Origin of the sequence: Streptomyces sp. SAJ15, from assembly GCF_007595705.1 — a bacterium.
GTDB lineage: Bacteria > Actinomycetota > Actinomycetes > Streptomycetales > Streptomycetaceae > Streptomyces.
On record NZ_NISY01000003.1, the window covers coordinates 234,694 to 254,278 of the forward strand.

Consider the following 19,585-nt stretch of genomic DNA (forward strand, 5'->3'; position numbering starts at 1 on the left):
CTAGCGAAGACTCTCAAGATCACCCAGTCCCGGGGCTTCCGCCCAGGTCGGCGTCGGACACCCGCCGCCTTGACCCCACCCCGACCCAGCCTTTGTCCGCAATTTACTCAGCAAAGCCACTTTTCGTTTGCCTGTAGCAACTAACTAAGGCTACGGTTGCCCTAAGCAACCTATTGGTCGCGACGACGGCCCGCGACGGGAGGTGGACGGCCATGGCGGCACGAGGCCAGTACGAGGAACTCGCACGACAGTTGAGCGCGATCGGCAGCATCAAGCGCGGACTCGGGCGGTTCCTGCCGTCCGACTGCCCGCCGGCATCGGTGGTGACCCTCATGCTGCTCGACCGCTACGGCGACATGCGCATGAGCAAACTCGCCGAGCTGCTCGACATCGACATCTCCGTCACCAGCCGCCATGTCGCGCATATCGAGGCGCGCGGCTGGATCGAGCGGCTCCCCGACCCCCAGGACGGGCGGTCCCGGCTGCTCCGCGCGACCACCGACGGCGAGGCGCTGCTCGCCCAGGTCACCGCGCGCTACGTCGACGTGCTCGCCGAGCGCCTCGGCGACTGGTCGGACGACGACGTCGGCCGTCTCAACGAACTGCTGGTCCGACTGCGCGCCGGCTTCACGGAGGGGACGACGGGCCGTACGGCGACGGAGCCCGCGGCCCGCACCGCGGCCGACGTCGCGTCCTGCTCCACGGCCCGTACGCCCACGTCGGGCGAGCCCGCGACCCGCCCACCGGCGGCTGACCTGGCCGGCCCACCGGCGGCCGACACGGCGGTGGCCGGCACGACGGCTGAACCCGCCGGCACGGCGACTGGCCCCGTCGACACGGTGGTGGCCGGCACGGGGACTGGCCCCGTCCGCACTGTGGCCGGCACGACGGCTGAACCCGCTGGCACGACGGCCGGCACGGCGACTGGCTCCGTTGGCCCGACGGCCGGCGCACGGCGGCCGGCCGCACCCGCGACCCGTACACCCGCACACACCTAGCACTCGCACACGCAAAGGAAGTTCATGGCTACGACCACACCGGACGGCGGTGTGCGGGGACCCGCGGGGCGCCCCGCCCATGCCGGAGGCCACGGGGGCGACACCGAGGCCCCGATGACCCACCGGCAGATCATGGAGGCACTCTCCGGGCTGCTGCTCGGCATGTTCGTGGCGATCCTGTCCTCCACGATCGTCTCCAACGCCCTGCCGGAGATCATCACCGATCTGCACGGCAGCCAGTCCGCCTACACCTGGGTGGTCACCGCCGCCCTGCTGTCGATGACCGCCGCCACCCCGCTGTGGGGCAAGCTCTCCGACCTCTTCAGCAAGAAGCTGCTGGTCCAGATAGCCCTGGTGATCTATGTCGCGGGCTCGGTGGTGGCCGGTCTGTCGCAGAACACCGGCATGCTGATCGCCTGCCGCGTGGTCCAGGGCATCGGCGTCGGCGGTCTCTCCGCGCTCGCCCAGATCGTCATGGCCGCGATGATCTCCCCGCGCGAGCGCGGCCGTTACAGCGGATACCTCGGCGCCACCTTCGCGGTGGCGACCGTCGGCGGCCCGCTGCTGGGCGGCGTGATCACCGACACCGACTGGCTCGGCTGGCGCTGGTGCTTCTACGTCGGCGTGCCCTTCGCGATCATCGCGCTGATCGTGCTGCAGAAGACCCTCAAGCTGCCCGTCGTGAAGCGGGATGTGAAGGTCGACTGGGCGGGCGCCTTCTTCATCAGCGCCGCCGTCTCCCTGCTGCTGATCTGGGTGACGCTGGCCGGCGACGACTACGACTGGATCTCCTGGCAGACCTACGCCATGGTCGGCGGCGCGATCGCCCTCGGTGCGCTCTTCGTCCTGGTGGAGTCCAGGGCCAGCGAGCCGATCATCCCGCTGCGTCTGTTCCGCAACAAGACCATCGCCCTGGCCTCGCTGGCCTCCCTCTTCGTGGGTGTGGCGATGTTCGCCGGCACGGTCTTCTTCAGCCAGTACTTCCAGCTGGCGCGCGGCGAGTCGCCGACCATGTCCGGCGTGCTGACCATCCCGATGATCGGCGGACTCTTCGTCTCCTCGACCGTCTCCGGCCGGTCCATCACCAAGACCGGCCGCTGGAAGGCGTGGCTGGTCGCGGGCGGCGCGCTGGTGACCGCCGGCCTGGGGCTGCTGGGCACCCTGCGCTACGACACCCCGTACTGGCAGACCGCGGTCTACATGGCGCTGCTGGGCCTCGGCATCGGCATGATGATGCAGAACCTGGTGCTCGCCACGCAGAACCAGGTAGCCCCCGAGGACCTCGGCGCCGCCAGCTCCGTGGTGACCTTCTTCCGCTCGCTGGGTGGCGCGGTCGGCGTCTCGGCGCTCGGCGCCGTGCTCGCCCATCGCGTCACCGACTATGTCGAGGACGGCCTGACCGCCCTCGGCCCGGCGGGCGCGGCAGCGGCGGGCCATGGCTCCAGCAGTGGCATCCCGGACCTGGACAAGCTCCCGGCACCGCTGCGCGAGGTCTTCGAGAGCGCCTACGGGCACGGCATCGGCGACGTCTTCCTGTACGCCGCGCCGGCCGCGCTGATCGCCTTCGTCGTCTCGATGTTCATCAAGGAGGTCGCGCTCAAGGGCGGCCCCGGGGTCCCGGAGGGCGCCGGGACCCGGCAGGGCTCCGAGGTCCAGCGGGACTCCGCCGGCGCGGTTCAGACTGCGACCGCGGACGGGCGGGGCCGGCGGCCCGCGCTCACCCGCACCGAGGACTGACCCGCGAGGAGAGCCCGACAGGCATCGAGGAGACCTCGAGGAGAGACCGGCAAGACTCGAGAGGCGAGCGACAAGCCTCGAAGAGAGCGACAAGACCCCGGGTCCGGAGCGCGCGATGAGCGGAGACGCGCCCCGGATCCGGCCCGGGACCGGTTCGGCCACGGACGGTTCCGGAGAGTGGGTCCCGGCGGTGGCGGGCCGGGCAGGGGACGGCCTGCCCGCCGCCGCCCGGACTCGCGCACGCCGCACCGTGGCCGCACCGAGCCGCCGCCCGTACGATGCCCCCCGCCGTCGTACGGGCGGTGCCATACGCACCGCGTCACTGCCTCACCGCGCCACCGCGCCACCGCGCCGCCGCGCCACAGGGACGTCGCCCTCCCCGCACCGATCGCTTCGGGTCAGCGGCCGCCGCGGTCCCGCATCGCCTCGATGCCGGCGATCACCGTGTCGAGGGCGAAGCCGAAGTCCCGCTCGCGCATCTCCTGGAGGGTGCTGCCGCCGCGTGCCTCCATCACCCTCGCCGGCTCGGCCAGCGGCTCGGCGAACTCCGGGCGGGCCCGGATGGTGGTCATGATGTGCTTGAAGTAGTCGTCCATCTCCATCCCCGCCTCCTTGCAGCGGGCGTCGAACAGGCCCTCGTTGGTGGCGAAGCCGTAGACGAACTGGAAGACGGCGGCGATCGCGCCGGTGCGCCCCTCCATGGGCAGTCCACTGCGCCCCATGACGCGCAGCGTCGCGTTCGAGAAGGCGAGCCAGTGCGGGCCCACGTTGATGAACTGGCCGGTCAGCTGGGAGACCCAGGGGTGCGCCAGGAGCAGCCGACGGTATTCGACGGCGAGTTGGCGCAGCTGCTCGCGCCAGTCGGCCGACTCGTCCGTCGGGTCCGGGAGCGCCATCTCGCCGTTGACCGCGTCCAGGGCGAGTTCGAGCAGGTCGTCCTTGGTGTCGACGTACCAGTAAACCGACATCGCGGTGACGCCGAGCTCCGCCGCGAGGCGGCGCATGGAGAACTTCGCCAGCCCCTCGGCGTCGAGCAGCCGTACCGTGGCCGCGACGATCCGGTCGAGATCGAGCCCGGCCGCCTGCTCGGTGCCGATCTGCTCGGCGCCACCCTGGCCGGTGCCGCCCTGGTCGGTGGCCCCTTGCTCGCTGGCGTCCTGTGCGGTGGCGCCCTGTGCGGCCTCGCGGCCCGGACCCTGGTCCGGAGCGCGGACCGCCCCCCGCTCCGGCGCCGGGGCCTGGTGCGGCTTGCGCCGGGAGGCCGGGCGCTCCGCGAGCCAGACACTGATACGCGGGCGGCTGACGCGGCGGCCGGTTGCCAAGGCGCGCTCCCCTTCTCCGACGCCGCTGCGGTGCGTCGTGCTCGTCGTGCTGGTGGTGCTCGTCGTACTGGTCGTACTGGGCGTGCTCGTCCTGTTCCCGCGCTACGTAAACGATGCTATTCCGCGGGCGTCGCGGCCGAGAGCCGCTGGGCGCGCCGCAACAGCAGCGCCGACAGCACCCCGCCGACCAGCACCCCGACCGCACCGACCAGCTGGCTGGTCTGGAGCCCGGAGGCGAAGGCGTCCACGACGGCCGCCCGGTCCGCGCTCCCCACGTCCGTCGCCTCGATCGCGGCGGGCAGCGAGCTGGCACCGGCGGCGACGGCGGGCAGCAGCGCGGCGAAGCGGGCGTTGAGGACGGCGCCGAGGACGGCGACGCCGAGTCCGTTGCCGAACTCGACCACCGTGCCGTCGACACCCGCGCCCACGCCCGCCTTCTCCTGCGGGATGGCGCTCATGATCGCCTCCGCCATCGCGGGGTTGGCGAAGGCACAGCCCGCGCCGATGAGCACCAGGCCGAGCAGCAGCCCGCCGTAGCCATGGCCCGCTCCGCCGAGGAAGGCGACGCTGGTGAGCCCCACCGCGAGCAGCGTCATCCCGGTGCACAGCGCGCCCGGCAGGCCGAGCAGGCGGGTGACCCGCGCGGAGATCCCGGTGAAGTTGAGCGCCACGATGGTGAGCGCGAGCGGCGCCGTCCGCAGCCCGGCCTCCAGCGGCCCGTAGCCGCGGACGAACTGGAGCTGCTGGGTCAGCAGAAAGAGCGCCCCACCCATGCCGAAGGTGATGACGACCGCGCCGACCACGGCAGCGGAGAACCGACGGTCGTGGAAGAAGCGCAGGTCCAGCATGGGGTACGGAACCCGGCGCTCCCACAGGACGAAGCCGCCGAGGACCAGCAGCCCCAGGAGGCCGCCGGCGACCACCGGGGCGGCGGTCCAGCCGTGCTCCGGGCCGGAGATGATCGCGTAGACGACCCCGACCATGCCGACGGTGGAGAGCACCGCGCCCACCAGGTCCGGCCGGTCGCCCTCCCGGTTCTTGGACTCCGGCACCAGCGCCAGGACGGCGACCAGTCCGATCGCCACCACCGGCAGGTTGACCAGGAAGATCGCACCCCACCAGAAGTGGTCCAGCATCACCCCGCCGAGCAGCGGCCCGGTGGCGAAGCCCAGGGCGTTGACCGCGGCCCAGACACTGATCGCCCGGATCCGCTCCTCCGCGGAGAAGATCTGCATCGCGACGGCGAGCGTGGTGGTGAGCAGCAGCGCCCCGCCGACGCCCATGCTGGCGCGGGCGGCTATCAGCTGTCCCGTCGTCTGCGAGAGCCCGGCCGCCAGCGAGCCGAGACCGAACAGGGCCAGCCCGACGGCGAGCATCTTCTTGCGGCCGTAGCGGTCGGCCGAGCTGCCGGCGGTCAGCAGCAGACCGGACTGGACCAGGGAGTAGGCGTTGACCATCCACTGGATGTCCGCGGTGGACGCGTCCATCTCCTCGGTGAGGGAGGGGATGGCGACGTTCAGCACGGTGTTGTCGATCAGCACGGTGAGCTGGGCGAGGCAGATGACGCCGAGGATCAGCCAGCGCTGCGGATGGCCCTCGTCCGGGGGTGCCGCACCCGGCGCGGCGGTGGTGGTCTCTGCTGGCACCGCCGTCATGCGGGCTCCCTATACGGTGTACGAGGCTGGATCGCCCTACACCGTACAGGGGCTCGGACGGCCGGCCTAACCGCTCGGCTTGATCAGATCCCGTCCAGACAGGTCAGGTGAGCGCCGACCCGCAGACCACGACCAGCAGCGGCACGAGGTGCGGGGGGCATGAGACACGGGGGGCACGGGACAAGGGGGCGCGGGACACGAGACCCGGAGGCACGAGGCACGGGCGAGAGACCCAGACCCGGCGAAAGACACCGGCTGAACGAAAGACACCGGGGCATGACGAAGGGCCCGGCACTCACGTGCCGGGCCCTTCGCTTCAGTAGCGGGGACAGGATTTGAACCTGCGACCTCTGGGTTATGAGCCCAGCGAGCTACCGAGCTGCTCCACCCCGCGTCGGTAGGCACAACCATACGGCACCGGGCCGGTGAGGGGAAATCGGGTTTCCGGCGACGTTACTTTGCAACGGCACAGTCCCAGCCTCGCTGCGGACGGATCTTTATGCATGACCATGCCATCCGGCCCCGCCAAGATGTACCGCACAAGATCGCGTAGCCCCCACCAGAACCGTCTGCCCTGCGCGCATCGGCCCGCTCACGCATACATCACCACGGGGATCCCTTCCATGCACATACGCCGCTCCGCCGCCGCCCTCGCCTGCGCGACCAGCTTCGCCCTGCTCGGCACCGCGTGCAACGACAACCTCGCCGAAGGCGGTCAGGGCGCCGACCAGTCGCCCAGCCAGCAGCCCAAGCCAGCGCCCAGCAAGGCCGTTGACAGCGACGCCGGCAAGACCCTGGACCTGGGCGAGGCCACCCCGCTCACGTACAAGCGGGGCTCGGACAAGAAGGCCACGCTCCAGGTGGCGGCGACGAGCGTGAAGAAGGGGTCGCAAGCCGACCTGGGCGCGGTGAAGTTGGACGCCGCCGAGCGGAAGCTCCAGCCGTACTACGTCACCCTCGACTTCAAGAACATCGGCAAGAACACCATCACGTACCCCTTCCTGACCTCCCCGGTCGACCTGCGCGACGGCCGCGGCGAGGACGCCAAGTCCCCCGTCACCATCGGCGACGAGGTCACCCCGTGCCCGGGGAAGGACCCGGACGAGTTCACCGCGGGCGCCACGGTCACCCTCTGCACCGTCTTCCTCCTCCCCCAGGGCGAGACCCCGTCCGTCGTCCTCTACCGCGGCGACTACGACACCGAGCCCGTCTTCTGGAAGGTGACGGAGGCGAAGGATTCCAAGAGCAAGAAGGGCACCACGGGCGGGGCGGGCTCGACCGGAGGGTCCGGTTCGACGGGCGGGTCTGGCACCGACAACCCGAAGACGTCGAAGGGCACGAAGAGGCGGTGACGCGCTGACGCGGTGACGCGCTGACGCGCTCTCTGACGCCGGAAGGCCCGTCGAGGCGAGACGGGCCCTTCCGGCTCCCTGCGCACCCTCTGCGGACACGGTCAAGATCAGGGCCGTGGCCCACCCGGCGGCCTGGACGGCCCCGACGGGTCCGACGGGTTCGACGGGTCCGACGGGGGGTCCGGCACGGGAGTGTCCGACTCTCCGACGTCCACCGCGCGCAGCGCGCTCGCCAGCCGGTCCCGTACCCGCGTCTGGGCGGCGATGCGGGCGTCCAGGACGGCGAGCCGGTTGCGCGCGACGTTCAGACCGGCGGCTCCGACGGGCCCGTTGGCGAGGTCGCCGTCCAGGCAGGGGAGGAAGCAGCTCACGTCCTCCAGGGTGAGCCCGGCATCCAGCAGATAGCGGATGTTGCGCACCCGCCGGACGGCCTGCTCGGTGTAGTCCCGGTAGCCGTTGTGCCCCCGCTCGGAGCTGAGCAGCCCGGCCTGCTCGTAGTGGCGCAGGGCACGCGGGGTCACCCCCGTCTCCCGTGCGAGTTCCCCGATCCGCAACCGTTCCACCTCCGGGCCCCGTTTCTACCAGGCACGGGGCCGGCGGTCGGGCTCTCCACGGGTTCCGCGACGGGGGAGATCGGGGCGACCGGGGTACGGGAGTGATCGGGGCGATCAGCCGACCACGGCGCCGCCGTCCACCGGGAGGACCACGCCGGTCACGAACGACGCGCCCGGCGAGACCAGTTGGGTGATGGCCCAGGAGACCTCCTCGGCGCCGCCGATGCGGCCCAGCGGGGTGTGGGCGATCTGCCAGGCGCGGGTGGCCGTGCGCTCCTCGGGGGTGAAGCCGGAGTGGTCGGCGATCGGGGTCTCGATGGCTCCGGGCGCGACGGCCACCACCCGTACGCCGCGCGGGGCGAGCTCCACCGCCCAGCTGCGGGTGAGCAGTTCGAGGGCCGTCTTGGTCGAGGCGTAGACCCACCCGCCCGGCCAGCCGCGCTGCCCCACCGCCGTACTGACGTTGACGACCACTCCGCCGGCCGCCTCGAGCGCGGGCAGCGCGGCCTGGGTCAGCAGGGCCGGGGCGATGAGGTTGGTCGCCAGTTGGGTCTCGAAGAGCTCGCGGGTGACGCCGCCGAAGGTGCCGCCCCGTACGATCCCCGCGTTGTTGACGAGGATGTCGAGCCTGCCGTGGGAGTCCAGCACGCTCCGCACGATGTCGTCCGGGGCGGTGTCGGCGGTGATGTCGGCGGCCAGCGGATGGATGCCGGGGAAGCCGTCGGCGGTCTCGGCCAGCGGCCCGGGCCGGCGCCCCACCGCGACCACCCGCGCGCCCGCGGCCGCCAGGTCCCGCGCCGTGGCCCGGCCGATCCCGGTACCGGCCCCGGTGACGACGGCGACCTTGCCGCGCAGCGTGTTGTCGCTCTCGCTCGTGTGGTTCATGGGCGCAAGCCTGAAACCCTGCCGCCAGCGTCAAGGTCAAGCGCCGGACGGCGTACGGAGCCGGACCGCCGACGGGCGCCGGGGGATTCCCGCTCGCGGATACGGGGGCTGAGCTGGAACGATGCGTATATGGCAGGCAGTACGTTTGAAGATCTGGTGGCGGAGGCGGAGACGGCCCCGGTGGAGGGCTGGGACTTCTCCTGGCTGGCCGGCCGGGCCACCGAGGAGCGCCCGTCGTGGGGCTACCAGCGCCTGATGGGCGAGCGGATGGCGCGGGCCTCGGCCGCGCTGGACATCCAGACCGGCGGTGGAGAGGTGCTGGCGGGCGTACCGAAGCTGCCGCCGCTGACGGTGGCCACGGAGTCCTGACCTCCGAACGTCGCCAAGGCGACGCGGCTGCTGCATCCGCTCGGGGCGGTCGTCGTCAGCGACGAGGACGAGCCGCCGCTGCCCTTCGCCGACGAGGCGTTCGACCTGGTGGTCAGCCGGCACCCGGTGACCGTGTGGTGGGAGGAGATCGCCCGCGTCCTGCGCCCGGGAGGCACCTACCTGTCCCAGCAGGTCGGCCCGGCCAGCGTCTTCGAACTGGTCGAGTACTTCCTCGGCCCCCAGCCGGAGGAGGTCCGCCGCCGCCGGCACCCCGACGACGCCCGCCGGGCCGCCGAGGCGGCCGGGCTGGAGGTCGTCGATCTGCGCGCGGAGTCGCTGCGCACCGAGTTCCAGGACATCGGCGCGGTGATCTACTTCCTGCGGAAGGTCATCTGGATGGTGCCGGGCTTCACGGTCGACGCGTACCGGGACCGACTGCGCGAGCTGCACGACCGGATCCGGTCCGAGGGCCCGTTCCTGGCGCACACCACCCGCTTCCTGATCGAGGCCCGCAAGCCGGCCTGACGCGGGGGGATAAGGCCGGCTACGGGCGGTACGACCGACGCAGGTCAGGCGTCGGGGTTCTCGCCCGCCGCGACCTTCTTGATCCGCTCGGCCTGCAGGTTGGCGTACTTCTCGGCCGTTTCGAGCTTGGAGGTGTCGTCGAGGTCCTCGCCCCGCACCTCGATGAGGGCGATCGTGCCACCGACTCGCACCATCACGTGAGGGCCGTCGGAGTCGGCGTAGGCGTAGGACTCGTCGGCCCCCACGTCAACCGTCTCCTGCTGGAGATCGCCGTAGGCGTTCTGCCCCATCGAGGTCTGCATCGCCTGGTAGACCACCTTGGCGTTCTCCGGGGAGTCGACCGCGTACATCGAGAACTCCGCGAAGACGGCGGACGAGCCCTGGCTCTCCAGAATGAACTTGTTACCGCCGCCGGCCAACACCCCGGTGCAGGCCGTCCCGGAGTACTTCTGGCATGCGCTGGCGGTCTCCGCGCTGTCGCGCAATGTGGGCTGGTTCATCAGCTGCCACTCATCGCCGAGGCTGCGCGTGCTGGGCAGTGCCTGACCCACTTGCTGCGTGCTGCTGATACCGGACGCGGACTTCTGCCCGTCGCCGAACGCTCCCCCGACGGCACCCTTATGTGAGCCACCGCCGTCGCCGCCCTTGTCCTCGTCTCCGCAACCGGTCAGCACCGCCATCAGCGCCACACCCGCCACGACCCCCCGCCCCCACTTGGACACGCCCAGCTCCCTCACCATCGGGCCTAACTTGGATGTACACAGTCAATCCCACGATTCACTCACGACGCCAACCAGTTCTCACCGAGGGGGCGACGCCCCGGGATGGCTGGCTGCCTGCCGTTGAGGCGGCGTCATCCGGAGGTCCCAGGGCGCGATTCCGAGCGCGGAGCCGACGCACGAACAATCATGGAAGTCCTCGGGCCCCACGTGATGCACTGCCACGACGGTTTTCAAGAGGGTGCTGCGGGGAGCGTGTTCGCCGTGCCCGACCTGCTCGTTCCCCCGGCCTCTCGGGTCCCTCGGGGCCTCCGGTGGTCCACACCTGGTCCGCTGGCACCGTATGGGCGCGATGCATGGGGCGGATACGTTGCCCCCATGGCTGACTTCTTGATCGTAATCACGACCGTGGACAATCAGGACGCTGCGCGGACGCTGTCGCGCTCGGCGGTGGAGGCGAGCCTAGCCGCTTCCGGGCAGGTGACCGGACCCATCGAGACGACGTACCGACACCTCGGCGAAGTTTCAGAGGGCACCGAGTATCAGGTGACCTTCCGTACGACCGGTGACCGGCGTGAGGCACTGGAGAAGCACCTGGTGGATAACCACCCCTACGACTCGCCGGAGGTCATCGCGTTCACGATCGATGCCGGCCGTGCGGAGTACCTGGACTGGATCACCCGGGCCACCCACTAGCCCTTCGCACGCTCCAGTAGCGCGCCGACCGGGGCGAGGGACCGGTGGGGCTCCAGCCGCTTGGCCATCAGACGGGCTCGCGCCATCGGTCTGATCGACGCGAGTCCCTCGGAGAGGTCGAACACCCGCGCCGTGATCGCGGTCGAGTGCTCGACCTCTCCCGCGTCCAGGTACGCCGCTGCCAGCCATGACAGGTACAGCGCCTTGTCCCGAGCCCGGGTGTCGTCGTACCGGGCCAAAGCGTCCTCCAAGGCTGGGATGGCTCGTAGCGGTCGGTGCAGCTCCGCCCAGCAGCGCCCCGTCATGATCGCGATCTCGTCGCGGTCAACCCAGTACGCCCAATCCGGGCCTGGCTCGTCGCTGTGCTCGTGGATGGCCTCTTCGGCAACGCCCAGGGCGTAGTCCGCCTCCCGGCCGTTTCCCGCGGTCGCGTGCTGCCACGCCAGCCGGTCCGCCAGCAGCGCCCGCACCACAGGCGCCGTCCCGGAGCCGAGTGCCTCGTACGCGGCCGTGGCGAACCTGATCCCGGAGCCACCGCCCACCGTCCACTCCAGGTAAGCCAGGAACGCCAGCGAGTTGCCTTCCAGGGCGGTGTCCTCTGCGGCCCGCGACGCGGCTAAAGCCGTCATGTAGTGCCCGCGAGCCCCCTCGTAGTTCCCGGCGTCATACGCCGCCCAGCCCGCAAGCTGGGCCTGTTCAGCGATGATTCCGCGCAGGCCCCGGCCTGTCGCCTCGCTGTAGACCCCTTCGTCCGCCAGCCGGGTCGTGTTCTCCAGCTCCTGGACATACATCTGGTACGTGTCTCCGCCACCCACGAAGTCGTCCAGGCGGCGGAGCCTGGCGGTGCGGTGGCTCAACTGCTTCGGGACGTCGGCCCCGATCCTCCTCCCCGGCGAAAGCAGAGAAGAGGGCTGTATGACGGCGATCCCGGCGCCGGTCGTAGCCGTCATGAATCCACGGCGGTCGAACACGTCGTTCTCCTGGTCGGTCTCGCCCTTCTTCTCCTGACGTCGCAGACGCCGAGCGAGAGTGACGGCCCGCCGCAATTCCTCCTCCGGCACGCCGAACTCCGCGGACAGCAGCGCCCGCGAAGCCGGGTCCGGGAGACGCTCGTGGGTCTCCCACCGCGACACCGCACCCTGCTCCAGCGGGTACCCCCGCCGCGCGGAGAGATCAGCCGCCAGTTCCTCCTGAGTGCGACCGCTAGCCATACGCAGGCGCCGCAACAGCGGCCCGATCGTTTCCACGCCGTCGTCCTCGTTCGTGGTCATCATCGCCATCCTCGGCTGTCCACTGAGCCCAGATCCCAGCCTGGCCATAAAGCCTGGCTATATCCCCGGAATGGCCATGCCTTCCGGCCCATCCGTCCAAACGCTGACGGCAGTTGACTGGTCACAGCCGCCCGGAGAGGCGGTCTCCCCCCTCGCAGCGGGCCGTAGGACCGTCCGCGACGTCAGACCTGTGGCCGCTGTGTCCCTGGAGTGCAGTGCCCGACCGAGACCGAGGAGAGGCGCAGTGTCCACCAAGAGCCGTACTCGTCAACGGCAGACCGTGCCCGGCTGGGTCAGCGAAGGCACCCTCATCCGCGACCCGCTGAACGGCCGCACCGGCATCGTGCAGTTCATCGGCGAGTTCGAGGACCCGAAGACCGGCGTCGTCATGCAGAACGCCGTCTTCGCCCGGCCGGAGAGCGGCGGGGTGGAGTGGGTGGTCGAGGACCCCTCCAGCCTGGAACGCGGCTGACCGCACGCGCCCCCTGGGGTTGGCGTCAACAGCTCGCCGTCCTCCTGTACGTCGTCGCCCAGCGTCCTGGTGGTCACCCTGACCGTAGCTGGAGACCACGGGAGTTGACCCGCAGAGTTCCCGCCGGGACCCCGGCGGGACCCATCGAGATCAGGAAGGAGTACGGAATGAACGAGAACGCTCCCGCCGAGCAGACCAGTGGCCTGCTGATCGGTGTCCGCCGCATCGCCGCGGCCCGCTCGCGTGCCGAGGAAGCCTCGGACAACACCGGCGGCAAGTCGGACATGAACGACACCTGATCGACCGAGGAGACCCACGGTGATCGATTCCGCATCGTGGGCCGAGCGTCTGGGCGGGGACACGTTCCTCGCCCAGACGTGCTTCCGGGCCCACAAAGTGATCCGCTCCAATGGCAACGCCCACCCCTCGCTGCTGGCCTGGGACGACCTCAACGAGATCGTGGCCGCTCACCGGCTCGAACCTCCCCGAATGCGGCTCTCTCGCACCGGGGAAGCCGTCCCCGCCACGACGTACTCGATCCTCCGCACGAACCGTCGCGGGGTTTCCTGGTACCAGCCCCAGCCTGCCGAGTTCCACGCCCGGCTCGCCGAGGGCGCGTCCCTCGTCATCGACGCGATCGACCAGATCCACCCGCCCGTCCGGGAAGCCGCAGCCGGCCTCGAACAGTTCTTCCGCACCTCCGTGCAGGTCAACGCGTACGCCTCGTGGACCGCCGAGGAAGGCTTCGGCACCCACTGGGACGACCACGACGTGGTGGTGCTCCAGCTCGAAGGCTCCAAGCGGTGGAAGATCTACGGCCCCACCCGGCAGGCCCCCGCCTGGCGCGACGTGGAAGCTCCGGAGGTCCCGACAGGCGACCCGATCGCGGACATCGTCCTGACGCCCGGCGACGTGCTCTATCTGCCGCGCGGTTGGTGGCACGCCGTGAGCGCCGACCAGGGCACCGCCTCACTGCACCTGACCTTCGGGCTCGCCACACGGACCGGCGCCGAGTTCCTGGGCTGGCTCTGCGACGACCTGCGGGCGAGTGTGACCGTCCGGGCGGACGTACCGCGTTTCGGCACTCCGGAGGAGCGGGCGGACTACCTGGCTGCTGTACGGAAGGATGTACTGGCCGCCCTGGACGACCCTGCGGTTCTGGACCGCTGGGAAAGGTCTCTGGACGCGACGCACCCCGGGCGCCCGCGCCTGTCACTGCCACACCTCACCGCCGTGCCTGCCGAACCAGGCATCACGGTGCAGGCCACGGTGCCCCGTGCCCGGATCGACCAGGACGACCAGGCCGTGACCTTCGCCGGGGCGGGGAACGAGTGGACCTTCGCCCTCCCCGCCGCCCCGGTCCTTCGCCTCCTCGCTGGTGGACCGCCGGCCACCCTCGCGGACCTGGCCGCCGAGTCCGCTCTCACCCTCGTCCAGGTGGCGGAGGTCGTCTCCGCGCTGGTTGCCGGTCAGGCCGTCGCCGTGGTCGGAGGCTCCTCGTGACCGCTTCCCTGGGACTGGGAACGTACCGGGTGCGCGCCGTCGAACAGGCGGCCCGCACCGCCTGCACCGACGGGCTCGTGTGGATCGACACCGCCCCCAACTACGGCAGCGCCCACCAGGCGCTCGGCCCCGTCATCGCCGACCACCCGCGCGCCATGGTGGCAACGAAGACAGGCTTCTTCGGCCCGGATGAAGGCGCGGCTGCTCTTCGAGCCGGGCTCCTCACCGCTGCCCAGGTCCGGGCCGGACACAGCCTCGACCCCGGCTTCGTCCGATGGCAGACGAATAGGTCCCTGGCCGCTCTCGGCCGGATCGACCTCGTGTTCGTCCACAACCCGGAGCACGCCGGCTTGTGTCCCACGGAGCTTCATTCGGCGCTTCGTGATGTGTTCGCGGTGCTGGAGGAGTTCGCTGCCGCCGGCAGGATCGGCGGGTACGGAGTGGCCACCTGGTCCGGGTTCCTGCACGACGCCTTCTCGGTGTCCGAACTCCTGGGCCTGGCCATCGAGGCCGCTGGTTCGGGTGAACATCACCTGCGGGCCGTCCAACAGCCGGTCAGCCTCGTCATGGCAAGGCCGATCGCCCTCGCCCTCGATGGCCGGGGCCCTCTCATCCTGGCCCGTGCGGCGGGCCTGATCACCTTCGGTTCCTCGCCTCTGCACGGCGGCGAACTGCCGGGCCTCGTCACGCCCGAACTCGCCGAGTTCATCCGCCCGGGGGCCTCGCCGGCCACCGCCTGTCTCCTCGCTGCGGCCTCCTGCCCGAGCCTGGACGTGGTACTGCTGTCTGCTGGCACCGCCCACCATTGGGCCGCCGCAAAGGCCACCACTGCCGCCCCGCTCGATCCGGGCCACCTCAGGAAGGTCACCGATGTACTCGCCCAAGGATGAGACCACCAGGGCACGCATGGAGGACGCCCTGGCCCACGCCGCTGCCCACCTCGCCGCCACGACGACGGGTGCGCCGGCCTGGGGGTGGCTCGGCCGCACCATCGGCAGCCGCACCGAGGGCGGCCACTGGCTCCGCGTCCACTGCGGCGAGGCAGCGAAGACCCCCGCCACCCGGAACGAGGGGATCGCCCTCGCCGAGGAACGGGTGTCCGGCAAGGTGTCCCGCCCGCACCTCCACGACCTGTACCGCTGGGACGGGGGCGAGTACGTCTTCGAAGCGGAGCTGATCGACTACATCGCTCAGCCCGTCATCTCGCCGGAGACACCCGACCTCACCGAGGATCCGGGCCTGCCGGACTCCTGGTGGACGACCCTGCGGGAAAGCCTGGACGCCCTCAGCACCGCCGAACCGCCCCGCGAGACCATCCGCCAGTCCTGGGCCGACCGGGTCTTCCCCGAGTTCCTGGGGATCCCCGCCCCGGCCATCACCGAACGCGTCACCGGACACGCCGACCTCCAGTGGGCCAACCTCACCCATGACCCGCTCGTCATCCTGGACTGGGAGCGCTGGGGCGCCGTCCCCGTCGGCTACGACCCCGCGATGCTCTACGTGAACAGCCTCCGCGTCCCCACCGTCGCCGACCGCATCCGTGCCGAGTTCGCCCATGTCCTCGACACCCCCGCCGGCCGGATCGGCCAACAGATCGCCCTCGCCGAGATGCTCCAAGCCGTGGGCCGTGGCTGGTACGTCGAGCTGGCCCCACTCCTGCGAGAGCGAGCGGAGGAACTGACGGGGGTCCGTCCCCCGGCCCCGGCCCTCGCCCATCCGACCGCCTGATTGGCGCCTCCCGTACGAGCCCCAGCGCACCCCTCCCCGCTGGGGCTCGCGTACGTTAACTCCCGCCTTCCCGCCCTCTCCGTGGCATTTGGTGACGGCTGCCGCGCCTGTGCATCGCGGTCGGCCGGAGCGGTTTGGCCGGTGACCTGTTCGGGTTGGGGTCGGGCATGTTCACGGGCCGTACGCTGGCCGGCAACTCGGGCAAGCTTGGGGCCTGACCGCAAATGAGCACGAGTGGCCCCCTGGACTTGCCCGACACGGGCCCCGAGCCGAACAGGTGGGTAAAGCCGTGGAGGCCGACCGCCCCGGCCACATCTGGGTGAAGGGCAATCCGCGGTGACCTGTGCGTGCCTGGCGTACGTCCCGCTGCTGTCGGCGCGCCGCCTTCGACCGCGTCGGCGACGCCCTGCGTGACAGCAACGACCGCGACGACGATGGTCTGAGCGGAGTCCCGGCCGAAGTCTGATGCAACTCGCCCGGCGGTTGCTGTCACCGTTGCTGTCACCACATACGCCAGAGGCCCCTTCCGTTCCCGGAAGGGGCCTCTGGCCTGCTGCGCGCTCGGCAGGATTCGAACCTGCAACCTCTTGATCCGTAGGTTCGGGCGGGGTCCTGGTACAGCCCTCGACCGCACTCTGGTCTGGTGCTCATGGCGGCCCGGTGGCGGGCATCGTGTGCCGTCGTTGATGTCAGCACTGATGTCAGCTGCGCTCCACGTGACGCACCGCCACAACGGCTTTCAAGGGGGTTGTGGATGCCGCCGCCCCTAGATGATCGATTCCAAGGGATCGGCTGCGCGCATGAGGCGAGGGAGCCCAAAGTGCGGTTGTGACGCCAGACTTGGCCTCCCTCGCCACCGCACTGTACGTGAAATCCGACGACCTGCTGAAGGCATCGCCGCATCTCGCACCGTGGCGACCGACTGTCGGGATCACCCCTAAACTCACTTGGAATAGATCATCTAGGTGCTGTCATTGTCGTTACTGGGGCGTACGAAATCAGCCGAGATAGGGTCGCCCGCGGTGCTCCAGGAAGTGGCGGAGTCGGAGCCGCTGCGTGTGGTGCATCGGCAGTTGATCAATTTCCTCGGGTTGGATGAACCGCAGTTCAGTGGACTCATCCGAAATCGCCAGCCGGCCGCCGACCACGCGGGCTGTGAAGCAGATATTGAACTGTCTGCGGACTTCGCCGTCCGAGTAGGCGATGACGTGCCGAGGGTCGGTGTAGGTGCCTACGAGGCCCGTGATCTCCACGTCCAGGCCCGTCTCCTCTTTCACCTCCCGGACGGCCGTTCCTGGCAGTGAATCGTTCATCTCCATGCCGCCACCGGGCAGCGCCCAGAGATCGTTGTCTCGTCTGCGCTGAAGGAGAATGCGACCCTCTTGGTCGGTGACCACGGCAGATGCAGCAACCACCAAACTGTTCGGCTCGGGTGCCGCTGGGTCGTCGTAGTACTCGGTCCGCGCCATGGTCACCCTTCTCGTACCGGCGTCGCGGTCCCCCACACCGCGTCGAAGCTGTCGACGTATGTGTCGAACATGCCGCCTTCTCCGCTCCGTCGAAGATGCCACACAGGAGCACCAAAGGCGTTCACACCCCAGACGTGGGCGTTGACCATCATCTGATCATCTGCGCGATAGATCGAGTTGTAGAGCGTCGTCGAGTGGGCCCGCACCTCGATGCCGGGTACCCCGACAAGAGGGCGGTAGTGCATGAGAGCCAATCGGCAACGGGACTCAATCCCGTGCCCGAACCTCTCTTCTTCGCCACGCTGCCGGACATTCGCACTGTCCGGGTCGCCGACCGCGATGCGGACCGCGCAGCCCTCGGTCGCTCGCTCTCGCAAGAGATCGTTGAGGCGCGGGTACGCCTCATGCAGAAACACAGCGGCATACACCAGCACGTCGATTTGCTCGCGAGCCTGGGTCAGCATGTCCACGAAAGCGGACACGGGGATGTCCGCCCGCTGATCGTAGAGCGCCACGAGTTCCGGGCTGACTGCGCGGGCAGCGCGCGCCTGGCGGAGCGCTGGCCATAGAGCATGCACGTCTTCTCCTAGTGTTTCGGCCGCCAACATGGCCGTGGCACGACGCGGAGTACGCCCCAGGTTGACCCAGCGTTCGACGGACTTGGGATCGACTTCGACCTTGTCTGCGAGGGTGGCGCACGTCCAGCCGCCAGCAGCCATTGCGGCACGTAGCCTCTCGTTCGGCATCTCAGTCTCTCCCTGTATCCGAGGACGGCACTAGGGACGTTCTACCCGATGCGGGACGTCCCGAAGTGGGGTTTGTCGGTAGTTCCGACGTCCCGGCCAACTGCCAGATGCTCCGGTCCATGGGCACCGACAGGACTACGAGTCCTCGAACGGACATTGATGTGGACGAGATCGAGACGACGATCGCCCGAGCCGTGGTGGAGCGGTCGGCGCTGCCCGCGTATGAGGAACTGCGCGAGCTGTATGGGGCGCTGTTGGGGCATGCGGTGGTGTTGTTGCCGCTGGCTGAGCGGCAGGTTGACGGCCTGTGGCGGGGCTCGGTTGCGTGGTACCGACGGCGCTGCAAGCTGAACACGGTTCCTCACCTGCTGATCGCGGGGCTCGGGCCGGGCTTGCAGTCGGCCAGCGATCACGTTCGACACCTGGGACGTACCTGCCAGTTCCTGTTGGACAACTCCGGGTTGAAGGGGCCGGTGGGTGACGATGAGGAGTGACCTGCGGCTGGTGGCGCCGTCGGGGCTCGCCTCCACCTGGCCTGCCGGTCCTCAGGTGGCTGCGGCTGCGGTGGTGCCGGGGGATCGGGTGCGGCTGGCGGGCTGCTGGTTGCCGGTGCGCGCGGTGCAGTCGGGTCGGTACGCCTCCGGTGCGCCGGCTGTGGTGCTGGTCTTCGACGCGGGGTCCACGTGGTGGCTGCCGGATCAGTCGCGGCTCCTGGTGGAGCGTGAGGGCCGGCTCGTCTCGGTGACGGGGGGTGGGTGTTCGTGATCGATCTGGTGTCACGGTTGCGGTTCGAGGTGGCGCCGGATGCGCCGGTTCTGCGGGTCCGGGTGACCTGCGACGCGTGTGGGGCCGGCTCTGTCTGGGCTACCGAGGGCGCGCCGCTGTTCGAGCTGTGGATGCGGCTGCATCGTGCTCGGTTCCGGGAGCATGAGCGGTTCACCGAGACGGTGACGCGCTATTGGGCGGTGACTGACCCTGGTGGGCCCGGTGCTCAACTAGTGCCGGTCCGGTCCGGGTCGAGGAACCGGGCCGGTGGTGGGCGGTGGGGTGTCCGATGGGCGCGCACCGTGGAGCGAGGATGCTCGCGGGTCGTTGACGCGGTGAGCACCTGGTGGGGCCGGCACCTGAGCCAGCGCGAGTTCTACGAGTGGCTGGACAAAGGCCGACAGGACGCCGCCGGGCTGCACCTGGTGGACGAGCCCGATCTTCAGGCGGACTCTGCCCGGCGACTTCGTGAGATGGACCCGCGGGCGTGGTCGTTGGCAGCCGATGGGTCCGGCCCCGCACTGGACGGAGGCTGCGCCGGCGGGAGCAGGCCTCCGTAGAGCTGGGCGGGGTCGTCGCCCTGGGGAGTAAGCGTCGACCCTGTCCTTGATCCCCCCGGTGTGTCTGTCGAAGCCCAGGTACCCCCCGTTGCCTGGTGAAGACGCGCGGGGGAAGGGGGCGGCTCTCTCTATCTGCCGCCCTGCGGCCCGGTCCCGGCCAGCCCTCCCGGCCTTGGAGGGGCCGGGCCGCTTTCGACAACTTCAGACGCAAAAGACCGGACCACCCCTCAAACCCTGGCAGGCTGCGGGTGATCCGGTC

At 70.2% G+C, this 19,585-nt stretch carries 19 protein-coding genes, 1 tRNA gene and 1 pseudogene; 12 read left to right on the forward strand and 9 right to left on the reverse strand.

Features of this window, described 5'->3' with window-relative positions; all coding sequences use genetic code 11:
- Positions 1-212: 212 nt before the first annotated feature.
- The gene (locus CD790_RS36780) at positions 213-998 is read left to right on the forward strand and encodes a MarR family transcriptional regulator (protein WP_399217328.1); all 786 of its coding nucleotides are present in this window, start codon (positions 213-215) and stop codon (positions 996-998) included.
- A 24-nt stretch (positions 999-1,022) separates the two neighbouring features.
- Complete coding sequence (locus CD790_RS11200) at positions 1,023-2,735, forward strand: MDR family MFS transporter (protein ID WP_144383034.1); 1,713 nt, start codon at positions 1,023-1,025, stop codon at positions 2,733-2,735.
- A 398-nt stretch (positions 2,736-3,133) separates the two neighbouring features.
- Here CD790_RS11200 and CD790_RS11205 read toward each other — a convergent pair whose 3' ends face one another.
- From CD790_RS11205 to CD790_RS11215, 3 genes are all read right to left on the reverse strand, one after another.
- Positions 3,134-4,057: a TetR/AcrR family transcriptional regulator gene (locus CD790_RS11205; RefSeq protein ID WP_260867496.1), complete on the reverse strand. Its 924-nt coding sequence runs from the start codon at positions 4,055-4,057 to the stop codon at positions 3,134-3,136.
- Between the two features lie 116 nt (positions 4,058-4,173).
- Positions 4,174-5,712 (reverse strand): MFS transporter, encoded by a 1,539-nt coding sequence (locus CD790_RS11210; protein ID WP_144383035.1) that lies wholly within the window; start codon positions 5,710-5,712, stop codon positions 4,174-4,176.
- A gap of 320 nt (positions 5,713-6,032) precedes the next feature.
- Positions 6,033-6,106: transfer RNA gene (locus tag CD790_RS11215), tRNA-Met, on the reverse strand.
- 229 nt (positions 6,107-6,335) lie between these two features.
- Between CD790_RS11215 and CD790_RS11220 the strand changes: the two genes are divergently transcribed.
- Entirely contained in the window at positions 6,336-7,064 is a 729-nt protein-coding gene (locus tag CD790_RS11220) for a hypothetical protein (protein WP_144383036.1), read from the forward strand.
- Positions 7,065-7,171: 107 nt separating this feature from the next.
- Here the strand turns inward: CD790_RS11220 and CD790_RS11225 are convergent, their stop codons facing one another.
- The gene (locus tag CD790_RS11225; protein ID WP_144383037.1) at positions 7,172-7,627 is read right to left on the reverse strand and encodes a MerR family transcriptional regulator; all 456 of its coding nucleotides are present in this window, start codon (positions 7,625-7,627) and stop codon (positions 7,172-7,174) included.
- Between the two features lie 105 nt (positions 7,628-7,732).
- Positions 7,733-8,503, reverse strand: a complete 771-nt coding sequence (locus CD790_RS11230) for an SDR family NAD(P)-dependent oxidoreductase (RefSeq protein WP_144383038.1) — start codon at positions 8,501-8,503, stop codon at positions 7,733-7,735.
- A 129-nt stretch (positions 8,504-8,632) separates the two neighbouring features.
- On the opposite strand from CD790_RS11230, the pseudogene CD790_RS11235 reads away from it, so the two are divergent.
- Positions 8,633-9,397 (forward strand): annotated as a pseudogene (locus CD790_RS11235) (class I SAM-dependent methyltransferase).
- A 44-nt stretch (positions 9,398-9,441) separates the two neighbouring features.
- Here the strand turns inward: CD790_RS11235 and CD790_RS11240 are convergent.
- Positions 9,442-10,119 (reverse strand): hypothetical protein, encoded by a 678-nt coding sequence (locus CD790_RS11240; protein WP_144383039.1) that lies wholly within the window; start codon positions 10,117-10,119, stop codon positions 9,442-9,444.
- A gap of 375 nt (positions 10,120-10,494) precedes the next feature.
- On the opposite strand from CD790_RS11240, the gene cutA reads away from it, so the two are divergent.
- Positions 10,495-10,812 (forward strand): divalent-cation tolerance protein CutA, encoded by a 318-nt coding sequence (cutA, locus tag CD790_RS11245; RefSeq protein ID WP_144383040.1) that lies wholly within the window; start codon positions 10,495-10,497, stop codon positions 10,810-10,812.
- On the opposite strand, the gene CD790_RS11250 is transcribed toward cutA, so the two are convergent.
- On the reverse strand, positions 10,809-12,092 hold the full coding sequence (locus CD790_RS11250) for a helix-turn-helix domain-containing protein (RefSeq protein WP_144383041.1): 1,284 nt from the start codon (positions 12,090-12,092) through the stop codon (positions 10,809-10,811). The two genes, cutA and CD790_RS11250, sit on opposite strands and share 4 nt — an antisense overlap.
- Before the next feature lie 235 nt (positions 12,093-12,327).
- On the opposite strand from CD790_RS11250, the gene CD790_RS11255 reads away from it, so the two are divergent.
- The 5 genes from CD790_RS11255 to CD790_RS11270 all read left to right on the forward strand — a co-directional run bounded on the left by CD790_RS11255 (position 12,328) and on the right by CD790_RS11270 (position 15,786).
- On the forward strand, positions 12,328-12,555 hold the full coding sequence (locus CD790_RS11255; RefSeq protein ID WP_144383042.1) for a hypothetical protein: 228 nt from the start codon (positions 12,328-12,330) through the stop codon (positions 12,553-12,555).
- A gap of 167 nt (positions 12,556-12,722) precedes the next feature.
- Positions 12,723-12,854 carry a hypothetical protein gene (locus tag CD790_RS35670; RefSeq protein ID WP_260867497.1) on the forward strand — a complete coding sequence of 44 codons (132 nt, stop codon included), beginning with the start codon at positions 12,723-12,725 and terminating at the stop codon, positions 12,852-12,854.
- A gap of 19 nt (positions 12,855-12,873) precedes the next feature.
- Entirely contained in the window at positions 12,874-14,058 is a 1,185-nt protein-coding gene (locus tag CD790_RS11260) for a cupin domain-containing protein (RefSeq protein ID WP_144383043.1), read from the forward strand.
- Complete coding sequence (locus CD790_RS11265) at positions 14,055-14,948, forward strand: aldo/keto reductase (protein WP_144383044.1); 894 nt, start codon at positions 14,055-14,057, stop codon at positions 14,946-14,948. The genes CD790_RS11260 and CD790_RS11265 overlap by 4 nt, the downstream gene beginning before the upstream one ends.
- Entirely contained in the window at positions 14,929-15,786 is an 858-nt protein-coding gene (locus CD790_RS11270; RefSeq protein ID WP_144383045.1) for a hypothetical protein, read from the forward strand. Before CD790_RS11265 ends, CD790_RS11270 begins: the two co-directional genes overlap by 20 nt.
- A 998-nt stretch (positions 15,787-16,784) precedes the next feature.
- Here the strand turns inward: CD790_RS11270 and CD790_RS11280 are convergent.
- Together CD790_RS11280 and CD790_RS11285 are read right to left on the reverse strand one after the other, a co-directional pair.
- Positions 16,785-17,255 carry an NUDIX domain-containing protein gene (locus CD790_RS11280; protein ID WP_144383046.1) on the reverse strand — a complete coding sequence of 157 codons (471 nt, stop codon included), beginning with the start codon at positions 17,253-17,255 and terminating at the stop codon, positions 16,785-16,787.
- Between the two features lie 2 nt (positions 17,256-17,257).
- On the reverse strand, positions 17,258-18,001 hold the full coding sequence (locus tag CD790_RS11285; RefSeq protein ID WP_144383047.1) for a helix-turn-helix domain-containing protein: 744 nt from the start codon (positions 17,999-18,001) through the stop codon (positions 17,258-17,260).
- Between the two features lie 161 nt (positions 18,002-18,162).
- On the opposite strand from CD790_RS11285, the gene CD790_RS11290 reads away from it, so the two are divergent.
- Both CD790_RS11290 and CD790_RS11295 read left to right on the forward strand, forming a co-directional pair.
- Complete coding sequence (locus CD790_RS11290) at positions 18,163-18,495, forward strand: DUF6415 family natural product biosynthesis protein (RefSeq protein ID WP_260867498.1); 333 nt, start codon at positions 18,163-18,165, stop codon at positions 18,493-18,495.
- Positions 18,479-18,766, forward strand: coding sequence for a hypothetical protein (locus CD790_RS11295; RefSeq protein ID WP_144383049.1), 288 nt, complete (start codon positions 18,479-18,481; stop codon positions 18,764-18,766). The genes CD790_RS11290 and CD790_RS11295 overlap by 17 nt, the downstream gene beginning before the upstream one ends.
- Positions 18,767-19,585: the final 819 nt, after the last annotated feature.

Bases quoted from the DNA above. Each gene is read 5' to 3' on its own strand.
- CD790_RS11280 (WP_144383046.1), bottom strand. From the start codon at position 17,255: ATGGCGCGGACCGAGTACTACGACGACCCAGCGGCACCCGAGCCGAAC.
- CD790_RS11270 (WP_144383045.1), top strand. From the start codon at position 14,929: ATGTACTCGCCCAAGGATGAGACCACCAGGGCACGCATGGAGGACGCC.
- CD790_RS11230 (WP_144383038.1), bottom strand. From the start codon at position 8,503: ATGAACCACACGAGCGAGAGCGACAACACGCTGCGCGGCAAGGTCGCC.
- CD790_RS35670 (WP_260867497.1), top strand. From the start codon at position 12,723: ATGAACGAGAACGCTCCCGCCGAGCAGACCAGTGGCCTGCTGATCGGT.
- CD790_RS11220 (WP_144383036.1), top strand. From the start codon at position 6,336: ATGCACATACGCCGCTCCGCCGCCGCCCTCGCCTGCGCGACCAGCTTC.
- cutA (WP_144383040.1), top strand. From the start codon at position 10,495: ATGGCTGACTTCTTGATCGTAATCACGACCGTGGACAATCAGGACGCT.
- CD790_RS11285 (WP_144383047.1), bottom strand. From the start codon at position 18,001: ATGCCGAACGAGAGGCTACGTGCCGCAATGGCTGCTGGCGGCTGGACG.
- CD790_RS36780 (WP_399217328.1), top strand. From the start codon at position 213: ATGGCGGCACGAGGCCAGTACGAGGAACTCGCACGACAGTTGAGCGCG.
- CD790_RS11210 (WP_144383035.1), bottom strand. From the start codon at position 5,712: ATGACGGCGGTGCCAGCAGAGACCACCACCGCCGCGCCGGGTGCGGCA.
- CD790_RS11200 (WP_144383034.1), top strand. From the start codon at position 1,023: ATGGCTACGACCACACCGGACGGCGGTGTGCGGGGACCCGCGGGGCGC.
- CD790_RS11250 (WP_144383041.1), bottom strand. From the start codon at position 12,092: ATGGCGATGATGACCACGAACGAGGACGACGGCGTGGAAACGATCGGG.